General features: G+C 70.7%; 12 protein-coding genes. 7 read left to right on the plus strand and 5 right to left on the minus strand.

Features of this window, described 5'->3' with window-relative positions:
- Positions 1–2 precede the first annotated feature (2 nt).
- On the plus strand, positions 3–3,098 hold the full coding sequence (locus tag DJ017_RS16190; protein ID WP_165830656.1) for a bifunctional diguanylate cyclase/phosphodiesterase: 3,096 nt from the start codon (positions 3–5) through the stop codon (positions 3,096–3,098).
- Here DJ017_RS16190 and DJ017_RS16195 read toward each other — a convergent pair.
- Entirely contained in the window at positions 3,095–4,381 is a 1,287-nt protein-coding gene (locus DJ017_RS16195) for a TetR/AcrR family transcriptional regulator (RefSeq protein ID WP_111529687.1), read from the minus strand. The genes DJ017_RS16190 and DJ017_RS16195 overlap by 4 nt on opposite strands.
- 276 nt (positions 4,382–4,657) lie before the next feature.
- On the opposite strand from DJ017_RS16195, the gene DJ017_RS16200 reads away from it, so the two are divergent.
- Positions 4,658–4,873 carry a hypothetical protein gene (locus DJ017_RS16200; protein WP_111529688.1) on the plus strand — a complete coding sequence of 72 codons (216 nt, stop codon included), beginning with the start codon at positions 4,658–4,660 and terminating at the stop codon, positions 4,871–4,873.
- On the opposite strand, the gene DJ017_RS16205 is transcribed toward DJ017_RS16200, so the two are convergent.
- Positions 4,874–5,620, minus strand: a complete 747-nt coding sequence (locus DJ017_RS16205) for a ParA family protein (protein ID WP_111529689.1) — start codon at positions 5,618–5,620, stop codon at positions 4,874–4,876.
- 97 nt (positions 5,621–5,717) lie between these two features.
- On the minus strand, positions 5,718–6,491 hold the full coding sequence (locus DJ017_RS16210) for a competence/damage-inducible protein A (protein ID WP_111529690.1): 774 nt from the start codon (positions 6,489–6,491) through the stop codon (positions 5,718–5,720).
- Positions 6,492–6,548: 57 nt separating this feature from the next.
- On the opposite strand from DJ017_RS16210, the gene sfsA reads away from it, so the two are divergent.
- The 3 genes from sfsA to DJ017_RS16225 all read left to right on the plus strand — a co-directional run bounded on the left by sfsA (position 6,549) and on the right by DJ017_RS16225 (position 8,341).
- On the plus strand, positions 6,549–7,253 hold the full coding sequence (gene sfsA / locus DJ017_RS16215; protein ID WP_111529691.1) for a DNA/RNA nuclease SfsA: 705 nt from the start codon (positions 6,549–6,551) through the stop codon (positions 7,251–7,253).
- 90 nt (positions 7,254–7,343) lie between these two features.
- On the plus strand, positions 7,344–7,943 hold the full coding sequence (locus tag DJ017_RS16220; RefSeq protein WP_111529692.1) for a DUF6448 family protein: 600 nt from the start codon (positions 7,344–7,346) through the stop codon (positions 7,941–7,943).
- A gap of 68 nt (positions 7,944–8,011) precedes the next feature.
- Entirely contained in the window at positions 8,012–8,341 is a 330-nt protein-coding gene (locus DJ017_RS16225; RefSeq protein WP_111529693.1) for a hypothetical protein, read from the plus strand.
- Between the two features lie 14 nt (positions 8,342–8,355).
- On the opposite strand, the gene DJ017_RS16230 is transcribed toward DJ017_RS16225, so the two are convergent.
- The gene (locus DJ017_RS16230) at positions 8,356–8,607 is read right to left on the minus strand and encodes a hypothetical protein (protein WP_111529694.1); all 252 of its coding nucleotides are present in this window, start codon (positions 8,605–8,607) and stop codon (positions 8,356–8,358) included.
- Between the two features lie 53 nt (positions 8,608–8,660).
- Between DJ017_RS16230 and DJ017_RS16235 the strand changes: the two genes are divergently transcribed.
- A complete protein-coding gene (locus DJ017_RS16235; RefSeq protein WP_111529695.1) occupies positions 8,661–9,656 on the plus strand; it encodes an NAD(P)H-dependent flavin oxidoreductase in 996 nt (331 codons plus the stop codon).
- Between the two features lie 4 nt (positions 9,657–9,660).
- On the opposite strand, the gene DJ017_RS16240 is transcribed toward DJ017_RS16235, so the two are convergent.
- Positions 9,661–11,022: a spinster family MFS transporter gene (locus tag DJ017_RS16240; protein WP_227000175.1), complete on the minus strand. Its 1,362-nt coding sequence runs from the start codon at positions 11,020–11,022 to the stop codon at positions 9,661–9,663.
- 156 nt (positions 11,023–11,178) lie between these two features.
- Here DJ017_RS16240 and DJ017_RS16245 point away from each other — a divergent pair, with 156 nt between their 5' ends.
- The gene (locus tag DJ017_RS16245; RefSeq protein WP_111529696.1) at positions 11,179–11,835 is read left to right on the plus strand and encodes a hypothetical protein; all 657 of its coding nucleotides are present in this window, start codon (positions 11,179–11,181) and stop codon (positions 11,833–11,835) included.
- The last annotated feature ends 6 nt before the right edge of the window (positions 11,836–11,841 follow it).

An 11,841-nucleotide genomic window follows, 5' to 3' on the forward strand; every position in this document is an offset into this window, starting at 1 on the left:
CCATGATCAGCCTGAGCGCCCTGCGGGACATGCCCATCGGGCGCAAGCTCTTCGCGCTTTCGGCGGGGATCACCGCCCTGCTCCTCGCCGCCTTCGCCGGCGTCGGCATGGTTAAGGAGGTCAGCGACTGGGGCCAGCGCGCGTCGGTGCAGCTGGAGACCTCCGGCCACATCATCGCCGCCAACGCCGCTCCGGCCCTGCTGTTCGGCGACAGCCGCGCGGCGACGGAGACCCTGGCCGGCCTGAGCTCCACGCCGCATGTGGTCTATGGCGCGATCTACGACCAGCAGGGCGCGCTGTTCGCCGTCTATGGCGACGCGAAATCCGCCGCCGCCCACCTGGCCGGGCCGCCGCCCGCCGCGGCGCGGCTGCAGCGCAGCGGCACGCACGCCCTGCGCGTCGAGCCGATCGTCTTCCAGGGCCAGCGCCTCGGCGTGCTGTACCAGGAGATGGACCTGGCGGAGCTGTACCAGAAGCTGCTGAACGACCTGGTGGTCATGGTGGTCGTCGCGCTGATGGGCTTCATCACCTACGCTCTGGTGGTCGGCCGCGTGCAGCGCGGCATCGTGCGCCCGATCGGCGATCTGACGACGACCATGGAGCGGGTGTCGCGGACCAGCGACTACAGCCTGCGCGCCATGCCGGCGACGCGCGACGAGATCGGCGTGCTCGCCCAGTCGTTCAACGCCATGCTGGCGGTCGTGCAGGACCGCGACACCAAGCTCGCCCAGCACCAGCAAGTGCTGGAGGAGACGGTGCGCCAGCGCACCGCCGAGCTGCAGCAGACCAACGTCAAGCTGGAGAAGGAGCTGACCGACCGGCGCATCGCCCAGGAGGAGCTGCACGCTCACGACGCCATGCTGAAGGCGGTGACGCGCAGCGCCGGCGAGCTGCTCGGCTCGCTGAACCTGGACGACGCCATCGCCCGCGTGCTCGAGCTGATCGGACAGACCCTGGCCGTGGGCCGGGTGCAGCTGACCCAGATCACCGTCGGGCGAGACGCTCACCTGTTCTCCAGCGTGGTTCAGGAGTGGTGCGCGCCCGGCGTCGAACGCCTGCGTGACCATCCGCTGCTGAACGGCGCCGACCTGACGCTGGCCCTGCCGCGGCTGGCTTCGGCGGCCATCGTCGGCGACCGCACGGTCCTCGGCATGGACGACCTCACCCCGCCGCTGCGCGCCCTGATGGAGCCCTCGCACACCACCTCGGCCCTGTTCGTACCGATCATGATCGAGGGCCGGCTGTGGGGCGGGATGTGGTTCGTCGATTCCAACCCCACGATGCGCAACTGGACCTGGGCCGAGACCGACACCCTGGAAACCCTCGCCGGGCTGATGGGAGTCTCGACCGCCCGCGCCCGCTACCTGCAGGAACTGGCCGACGCCAACACCATCGTCCAGAACAGCCCGACGGTGCTCTACCGCCTGAAGGGCGACCCGCAGCTGCAGCTGACCTACATCAGCCACAACGTCACCAAGTTCGGCTACGACCCCAAGACGCTGGTCGCCGCCAACAACTTCCTGCAGCAGATCGTCCACCCCGACGACCAGGCCAAGCTGAACGAGGCGATGGCCGGACTGATGGAGCGCAACGCTTCGGGCGCGACGGTGGAGTTCCGCCTCATCCTGCCGTCCGGCGGGTTCCGCTGGGTGGAGAACCGCTACACCCTGGTGCGCGATGAGGTCGGCCGGCTGGTCGAGATCGAAGGCATCATCATCGACATCACCGAGCGCAAGGCGGCCGAGGAGAAGATCGCCCTGCTGGCGCGCACGGATTCCCTGACCGGCCTGGCCAACCGCGCCACCTTCGTGGAGCGCCTGCACCAGGCGTTCGCGGCGGCCAAGCGCGGCGCCCACCCGTTCGCGGTGCTCTACCTTGACCTCGACCACTTCAAGGACATCAACGACACCCGCGGCCATCCGGTCGGAGACAAGCTGCTGCGCGAGACCGCCGAGCGGCTGAAGAGCCGGGTGCGGGAGACTGACGTGGTGGCCCGGCTGGGCGGCGACGAGTTCGCCGTGCTGCAGACCGAGGTGGCGGACGCCGCCGACGCCGGCGCCCTGGGCGAGGCGATCGTCGACGCCCTGGGCCAGCCCTATCTGATCGACGGCGCCGAACTGCACGTCACGGCCAGCGTCGGCATCTCCCCCTTCGCGCCGAACACCACGAGCCCGGACGTCATGCTCTCGCAGGCGGACCTGGCGCTCTATCGGGCCAAGGAGGACGGTCGCAACCAGTACCGCTTCCACTCCGACGACCTGGACGAACAGGTCAGCGAGCGGGTGGCGATTTCCACCGACCTGCGCAAGGCGATCCGCAAGGGCCAGCTCTATCTCGACTACCAGCCGCAGGTGGAGCTGCTGACCGGCAAGATCGTCGGCATGGAAGCCCTGGTGCGGTGGAAGCACCCGAACCGCGGCCTCTTGAAGCCCGGCGACTTCCTGCGCATCGCCGAGTCCAGCGGCGTGATGGACGAACTGGGGCGCTGGGTGCTGGAGAACGCCTGCGCCCAGATGGCGGCCTGGAAGAAGGCCGGCCTCGCCCCGCCGGTGATGGCGGTCAACGTGGCCATGCACCAGCTCAAGAACGGCGGGGAGTTCTTCAGCCTGGTCAAGGACACCCTGGAGCGCCACGGCATGGCTCCCGGCGAGCTGGAGCTGGACGTCACCGAATCCATGCTGGCCAAGGTGACCCTGGCGCAGAACGACATCCTAGACCGGCTCGCCGATGCGGGCGTGCGTTTGGCGCTCGACGACTTCGGGGCCGAGTATTCGACCTTCGACTACCTGCGCGCCTATCGCGTGAACCACCTGAAGGTGGCGCGCGAGTTCATCGAGAACGCCACCCACGACACCGGCCAGGCCGCGACCGTGCGGGCGATCATCGGCGCCGCGCGGGAGCTGGGGATCAAGGTCATCGCCGAGGGCGTGGAGAACGACGAGCAGCGCTCGCTGCTGCTGTCCATCGGCCGCTCGACCAAGGCGCAGGGATTCTACTTCAGCGAGCCGGTGGATCCGGCGCGCGCCGCCGAGCTGCTGAAGCAGGGGGCCATCGCATTGCCGCTCGAGGCGGAGGCCAAGGCCCCGGAAGTCGGCTAGGCGCCCGCCGGCGCCGACAGCAGCCCCTCGAACAGGGGCCGCACATAGTGGTCGGTGGCCGCCTCCGGCGTCAGGCCGGGGGCGAAGTCGTGCAGCTCCGCCGCGGCGTTGATCATCCCGGTGATCAGCTCGGCGCCGACGTTGACGTCGACCGGGCGGATCGAGCCGTCGGCGATGCCGTCGGAAAGGATCGACGCAAAACGGCGCGACAGGCGGTCGAACTTGGCCATCAGCGCCGGGCGGATGGACTCCGGCACGGTCACCAGGGCCGATGTGCGCAGCAGCGGCGCGCCGCCGCCGAGCTGGTGCTCGACCAGGGCGGCGGAGAAGGAGACCAGAACCTCGAGGCCGCAGACCCCGCCCTGCTCGGCGGCGCGGATCGCCCGCCACATGATGTCGAAGGCGCGCTGGAAGCAGGCCACCACCAGTTCGTCCTTGGTCTCGTTGTGATGGTAGAAGGCGCCCTTCGAGACATTGAGCCGGGCCGAGATCCGCTCGACCGACGCGCCATGGTAGCCCTCGGCGTTGATCAGCTCCGTGGCCGCCCGCAGGAACAGCTCGGACGAGGCGTCCGCGTCGGGATCGTCGGCGTGGGTGAGGTCGAGCTTGCGCGGCGTCGGCCAGGCCGCGCCCGGCGCCGCCAATCCTTCGGTGAGAATCGCCGACATCCGCGCCGCAGCCCGGCAGTAGTCGGCGAGCTCGAAGTCCCGCAGCCAGGCCGGCGCCCAGGTGGTCTCCGACAGAAGGAGGTGGGCGCGGGCGTTGCGGTGGAGCCTCGGCAGGCGCGTCGCGCCCGGGCCGTCGAGCAGCCGGCGCAGGTGGCGGAACATCTCCACATAGCGCTCGTTGACCGCGGCCGCGTTCAGGGTGCGCACGTCGCTGAAGATGGCGATCCGCTCGGCCGTCCCCTCTTCGGCCTCGCGCTTGAAGTCGAAGAAGGCGCGGATGAACCGCTCGACCTTGGCCTGCGGCAGGGTCTCGGAAAGCCCGTCGGTGATCAGCGCCTCGAAGCGGTCGAGGGCGCGCATGTAGCAGGCCGAGGCCAGCTCTTCTTTGTTCTTGAAGTAGTAGATGACGCCGGTCGGCACGAGGTCGAGCCGGGCGGCCACTTCACCTAGCGTCATGCCGCGCAGGCCGCGATGGTTCAGTTCCTGGACCGCGGAGGCCAGGATGGCGTTGCGCCGCGCCTCGTAGCGGCGGGTCGGCGCGCGACCCGGCGCACCGATGGTGGGGACATCTGGCCTCGGCGGCGTTTCGGCCGTTGCGCTGGAGCCGGCGGACATCGGACCCTCACTGGCGGGAAGCTCGATTGCCGGGCGTCCGATCCGCCCCGCTCCCCGAATGGCCGGTACGATACCGCCAGCCGCCCCCAAAACGGAAGCCTTGAACGCGGCCGCGCCTGCTCGCCCCCTTCATTTGAGTCGTCGGTATGCTCCGACTGCTGACGTTCGAAGGCGCAATTGAGAGACAGGCACGCCCACATCTCGCCGATTTCGTCGGCCGTGGCGCGGCTGCGCCCGACAGGCTAGGAGTCCGTCCCGGGGAGAAGGGGCGCGGCCATGCCTGAAGTGACGGTCCGCAAGCGGCTCGGGCGCCGCTCTGGCGACTTGAAGTACCGCCTGAACCGCTGGTTTTACCGCAACCGACCGAAGGTGGCGGTGACGGCCGCCTTCGTGGCCGCATGCCTGGCGGGGCTGATCGCCGCGGCGATCGGGGTCGCGGGGCTCAACGTCGGCGGCCACCCGGCCGAACCGGTGGCCGCGGCCCAGCCCTAATCAAGCGATCGGGGCCAGGGTCAGGCCCGGGCCAGCGGCCATCCGCGCCGCGCCCAGGTGAGCGCCGACCTCACCGAGATCGTCGTTGGCGCTGCGCACCGGCGCGCCCGCCTCGCCGCGTAGGCGACGCCAGACCTCGGCGAACAGGGCGCGGACCTCGGCCGAGGCCGCTTCGGCGCCGTCGAGCTCCAGCACCGAACGCATCTGGGCGAAGGCGGTCTGGTAGACGACGCGGTTGCGCAGGGCCACGGCCGCCACCGGCAGGCTGGCGAAGCGAAGCGCCTCGCAGGCTTTGACGACCTGCGGCGGCTCGACCCGCCGGCGCGCCGGCGCGCACTGGTTCAGCACGATGACGCCGTCGCGGCCGAGCCGCTGGACGATGGCCACCGAACGCACGGCGGCGGCGAGGTCGAGATAGGTCGGGCGGGCGACGGCGATCGATAGGTCGGCGATCTTCACTGCTTCGGCGACGTCCTGCTCGGGCGTGGCGGGCGTGTCGATGACCAGCAGTTCGGCGCCCGAGCGGCGCGAGGCTTCCATCAGGGCGAACAGCTTGGCGGCGCTGGTCTCGAAGACCAGGCTGGCGCCGTCCTCGCGGCCCTTCAGCACCTCGCTGGCCGAACGCTGCGGATCGGCGTCGGCGAGCACCGCCTTCACGCCCATGGCGCGGGCCGCCAGGGTCAGGTTGACCGCGACCGTCGTCTTCCCGGCCCCGCCCTTGCGGGACACCACCGCCAAGGTTTTCACGCGCGCATCGCCCCCGCGCCTCGAGAAGGCGGCATTAATGCACAGACTTATCCACAGGTCGAATCAGTGTCGCTTCGAACCCTGGGTTGCAGCCCGTTCAGGCGCCCGGCTCGACTTCCTTCACGTTCGTGCAGCCGGCGTCCTTGAGGACCGCCATCAGCTCGGCGACGGTGGCCGCCACCTCCTCCGGGTCGCGGCCGCGCAGGACGAGGTTGGAGCCGTAGCCGTCCGGTCCGAAGAACGGATAGCTGCCAAGCGACATGGCGGGATGGGCCCGGGCGACGCCTTCGAGCGGCGCGGCGATGACCCCCTCGGTCGAGCCCTCCACCCGCACGGTGCGGGAGATGGTCACCGCCCCGGTGCGCAGGCGCGGGCCGACGTCCTCGAGCATGCCGCGCATGATCTGCGGCACCCCGGCCAGGACGAAGACGTTGCCGATGGTGAAGCCCGGCGGGCCCTGCACCGGGTTCTTCACCAGGTCGCCGCCGACCGGCACCCGGGCCATGCGCCGGCGCGCCGCGTTGAGCTCGCCGCCCCAGCGGGCGGTCATCAGGGCCAGGATATCGGGATGCTCGTAGAGCTCGACGCCGAAGGCCGCGGCTATGGCGTCCGCGGTGATGTCGTCGTGGGTCGGGCCGATGCCGCCCGTGGTGATCACGTAGTCGTAGCGTTCGCGCAATGCGTTCAGCGCGGCGACGATCTCCTCGATGACGTCCGGCACCACCCGCGCCTCGGCGAGGTCGACGCCGAAGGTGCCAAGGTAACGCGAGATATCGCGCAGGTTGGTGTCCTGGGTGCGGCCCGAGAGGATCTCGTCACCGATGATCAGCACCGCGGCCGTCACCCGATCGCCCGTCTCGCCGCTCGCCATCGCGCCTGTCCTCGCCTAGATGAAGCCGTCTTCCGATCCCTCCGACTACAGCCCCCGATGGACCTTCCGCAACCGCTCGTCCGCGGCCGTCTCACCCAGCGTTACAAGCGCTTCTTCGCCGACGTACTGCTCGACGACGGGCGGGCGGTGACCGCCCACTGCCCGAACCCGGGCGCCATGCTTGGGCTCAACACGCCGGGCCTGACCTGCTGGCTATCGAAATCCGACGATCCCAAGCGCAAGCTCGCCCACAGCCTCGAACTGGTCGAGGCCGACGGCGCGCTGGTAGGCATCAACACCCTCCACCCCAATCGGATCGTCGCCGAAGCCCTGGCCGCGGACGCCATTCCCGAAGTCGCCGGCTACACGAGCCATCGGCGCGAGGTGCGCTATGGGGCGAACAGCCGGGTCGACTTCCTGCTCGAACACCCGGACCGCGCGCCCTGCTGGCTGGAGGTGAAGAACGTCCACCTGATGCGCACGCCGGGGCTGGCGGAATTCCCCGACTGCGTCGCGGCGCGCTCGGCCAAGCACCTGCGGGAACTCGAGGCTATGGTGGCGGAAGGTCACCGCGCGGTGGTCCTGTTCGTGGTCCAGCGCACCGACTGCGAGCGCTTCGCCGCCTGCCGCGAGCTCGATCCCGCCTTCGCCAGGAGCCTCGACCAGGCGGCGGACGCCGGCGTCGAGGTGCTGGTCTACGGCTGCGACATCGGCCTTGCCGGCGTGACGCTTGGCAGCCGCCTGCCGTGGCGGCGGGACTGATCCCAGGCGCGCGTGACGGAGCGCTGCGCTTGATCCCCGTCAAGGCGCCCTTCGGGACACCCTCCTAGGGTTCAAGCAAGGAGGACTCCGATGAGCGTCCATTTCAGCCGGCTGCTCGCCGCTGTCGCAGCGGCGGTCGCCCTGCCGGCCTTCGCCTGGGCCCATTGCGACGCCATCGACGGGCCCGTCGCCCAGGCCGCCACGACGGCTCTGCAAGAGCGCAATGTGAACATCGCCCTGCCCTACGCGCCGGCCGCCGCCGAACCCGAGATCCGCGCCCAGTTCGAGCGGGCGCTGAAGGTCCGCAGCCTGGGACCGGACGCCCGCGCCCTGGCGGATCGGAGCTTCATGGAGACGGTCGTCCGGCTGCACCGCCAGGGCGAAGGCGCGCCCTACGATGGCCTGAAGCCCGCCGGAGTCGACCATGGGCCGGCGATCCCGGCGGCGGAGGCTGCCGTCGCCACCGGAGACCTGTCCAAGGTGCGCGCCGTTCTGGCGCAAGAGGTCGACGCGGGACTGGCGGAGCGGCTCGCGCATGTGCGGGCCACCCAGGCCTCGCCGGCGCAGGCGCGAACGGCCGAGGACGTCCCACGGGTGCGCGAGCGCGTGTCCGCCGAGCTGGGCCTCGTCACCTATGCGGAAGGCGTGCGGCAGGCGGCCCAAGGCCTGGACGCACATCACGAGAACTGAGCCGCGCACCTGCACGAGCTTCGCCCTGCCGGTGGCCTCGCCTGGCCAACCGCGCTAATTCCCCCCGCATGGCGCGCAGCAAACCAGCCGACGAGTTCGAGATCGTGGTCGACGGGGAGACCTACGTCTGGTGGCTGCAACGCAAGCCGCACTGGTCGAGCGATCCCAGTGAGCGGCGCGGCATGGCGATCGCCGCGCGACACAAGGAAGGCCAGCGCGAGGCGGTGCTGGAGTTTCCCGTCGGCCCGCAGCCGAGGTTCGGCGCGCCGCAACTCAAGGCGGCCCAGATCAAGCCGGCCCTGGTGGCCAAGGCGATCGCCTCGGCAGTGGCGGCCGGATGGGAGCCGCTGTCCCGCGGCAAGCCGGTGATGATCGAGGTGGATGAGACCGGCGGCTGAGCGTGGCCGCAGCCTCAGAGCGGCGTCCAGACCGCCTGCTCCTGGACCCAGTCCCAGACCCCGACCTTCACCGCGCCTTCGAGCAGGGTCACGCAGGCGAGCGCCGGCTTTTCTTTGCGGACCAGATCCAGCAGCGCCTGGCGCGCCGCCGCCCGCGCCTGATCTGGCCCGGGAGCGACGAGGTCGGCCTCCCATTCCCACTCGTCGGTGAGGAAGGCGAGCTGGTAGCGCGCCGATCGCTCCGATGTCGGAAGGCTGTCGCTCACCTGGCGGATCCTGATGATGTGACGGCTCGCATGAAGAGATTAAGCTCCGAGCCATGAAAACGGCTTTCACCGATCTGCTCGGCGTCGCGGCGCCGCTCGTCCAGGCGCCGATGGGCGGGGCCACCTCGCCCGAACTCGCCGCCGCCGTCAGCAACGCCGGGGGTCTCGGAATGCTGGCGCTCTCGTGGCATCCGCCCGAGGCCGTGCGCGCGGAGATCCGGCGCACGCGCGAACTGACGACGCGACCGTTCGGGGTCAACCTGGTGCTCGCCTTCCCGCAGGACGAGCGGCTCGCGGTCTGCCTCGAGGAAGGCGTGCGGCTGATCTCGTTCTTCTGGGGCGATCCGGCGCCGTTCGTCGCGCGCTGCCACGCGGCCGGCGCGCTCGTCGCCAGCACCGTCGCCAGCGGCGCCATGGCCAGGGCCGCGGCCGGAGCCGGCGTCGACGTCCTCGTCGCGCAGGGCTGGGAAGCGGGCGGCCACGTGCTCGGCGAGGTCGCCACCCTGCCGCTGGTCCGCGCGGTGGTCGAGGCCGCGCCCGACCGCCCGGTGCTCGCCGCCGGCGGGATCAGCGACGCCCACGGCCTCGCCGCCGCCCTGGCGCTCGGCGCGGCGGGCGCCTGGGTCGGCACCCGCTTCCTGGCGAGCCAGGAGGCGCAGATCCACCCGGCCTACCGCGCGCGCCTGATCGCGGCGGACGAGACCGCCACGGTGCACACCAGCCTCTTCGACCTGGGCTGGCCGGACGCCCCGCACCGCGTCCTGCGGAACACCACCTACGAGGCCTGGCTGCAGGCGGGTTCGCCGGTCACCGGCGCGCGTCCGGGCGAAGGCGAGCCTCTCGCGAGGACGCCCCGCGGGCCCCTCTCGCGATACCAGGCGGCGACGCCCGGCCCAGACGCCGAGGGCGCCATCGAGGCCCTCTCGCTCTGGGCCGGCCAGGGCGTGAGCGGGGTGCGCCAGGCCCAGCCCGCCGCCGACATCGTCCGCGAACTCTCCGACGGCGCCGACCGGATCCTCGTCGAACTCGGCCGGCGCGCAAAGGCCTGAGCCCTCAGCTCACCAGATCCTCGCGCATGGTCTTGCCGGCGGACCAGAAAGCCCAGGCGCAGGGCAGGGCGAGCAGGGCGAAGCCGGTCAGGGACCACTTGATGGCGGCGGCCTCGGTGAAGCCGGCGCGGGCATGGAGCAGGTCGCTGACGAGACCGACGGCGAGCGGGCCGAGGCCGAGGCCGATCAGGTTGGCGATGAACAGCAGGATGGCGGTGGCCGTGGCCCGGCTCTCGGGCCGCACCAGCCCCTGCACCGAGGCGTAGGAAGGGCCGAGCCACATGGCGCTGAGCAGGCCCGGCGCCAGCAGGAGGGCGAAGGCGATCGTCATTGAGGGCGCGTTGAGGACCGCCAGGGAGAACGGCAGGGCGGCGATCGCGCCGACCGCCGGGATCACGGCGTAAGCCCGCGGATCGCGCGCCACGAAGCGGTCGGCGAGGCGCCCGCCCAGCAGGGTGCCGACGATGGCCGTGCCGCCGCTGGCGAGGCCCAGTCCGAGCCCCAGTAGGCCGACGCTCTTGAGGCCGAAGCGCGCCGAGGCCTCGGCCAGCTCCGCCGAATAGTTGCGCAGGAAGAAGGAGGCGGTGAAGGCAAGCGCGCCGTAGGAGATGAAGGCTTGCAGGGTGACGCCGGCGACCATCCGCCAGTAGGCGCGCTTGCCGGCGAGCTCCCTCAGGGTGTCGCGGAGCGACGGCGCCGTCTCGGCCGCGGCGAGGCTGGCCTTGGGCGCCCCGCGCCGCGGCTCGCGCAGGGTGGCGGCCGCGGCGGCGGCGAGCAGCAGTCCCGGCAGGCCGACGATCATGAAGGCCGCGCGCCAGCCGTAGGCGTCCGCCACCAGACCCCCGAAGGCGACGCCCAGGAGACTGCCGATCGGCGCGCCGAGCATGTAGATCGCAATGGCCGAGGCGCGGCTCTCCTTGGGCGCAGTGTCGGCGATCAGCGACAGGGCGGGCGGGGTGCAGCCGGACTCGCCGATGCCGACGCCGACCCGGATGAGCGCGAGCTGGACGAAACTCTGGGCCAGGCCGCAGAGCGCGGTGAAGCCGCTCCACAGGGCGACCGCGGCGGCGATGATCAGCGGCCGGTCGCCGCGTTCGGCATAGCGGGCGATGGGAATGCCCAGCACGGTGTAGAGCACGGCGAACGACAGGCCGGACATCATGCCGATCTGCCAGTCGTGAAGCGCCAGGTCGCGCTTGATGGACTCCGCCAGGATGTTCACCACCTGGCGATCGACCATGTTGAAGACGTAGATCAGCATCAGCAGGACGAGCGCATAGCGCCGGTATCCTCGACCGGCTGGCGCGAGGGCGCCGACGCCCATGATCCCATCGTCCGTCGGCTGGGCCGTGGCCTGGACCGTCATAGGCGTCTCCCTGCGGATCGCCTCGTTGCGGGCGACTTGCCGAACACTGTTGGGCCTTGACGTGGGGTCAGTCGAGCGTCCGCCGAACGCCGACGTCGTCCAGCCTTGCGCAGCGCGCCGCGCGAAAATACCGTTGTTATCGAGGGGGACGATCCAATGAAGAATCTGCTGCTCGCGGCTGCGGGCATGGCCCTGCTTGCGGCGCAAACGTCAGCTGCGCAGTCGCCGGCTCCACAAGCCAACCCATGGTTTCCCGATCTCGCGGTCACCCAGCTGCGGACCGATCAGGTTCAGGCGCTGAAGGCGGTCAGCGGCCTGGTCGGCGGATGCCTGAGCCAGGGCATCGGCGAGCTGCTGTCGATGTCGGATCAGGTCCGCGAGCACCTCTACGAGGAGGGCCGGGTCAGGCAGGCCTACGCCACCTACCGGTGCCCGGTGATCACTCAGGCCATCGAACCGAACAGCCCAAATCCGGACCTGGAGAAGATGATCGACGGCGCGACGCCAGCTTGCCACGCGGTCTACACGGGGCAGATCGTCGCCATTTCTCACGTCGCGGCGTTCAACGACGACGCCGGCCGCGTGAAGGCAGACCTGCAGTCTTGTGTCGCGCAGATGACGCTGGCGACGACCAACACCTGCAACGATCTGCGGCACGACTTCGCCAACGTGCCGAGCCCCTCGTCCGCCTCATCCGTCGCGGCGGACATCTTCAGTCCGTTCGCAGGCGCGACGGCGGCCTATAGCGAGGATCAGATGCGTACGGCGATCCGCCGGAAAATGACCGCACTAGGCTGTCCTGACATTCCGTAAATTGGG

The organism is Phenylobacterium soli (assembly GCF_003254475.1).
In the GTDB taxonomy this organism is placed as follows: Bacteria; Pseudomonadota; Alphaproteobacteria; order Caulobacterales; family Caulobacteraceae; genus Phenylobacterium; species Phenylobacterium soli.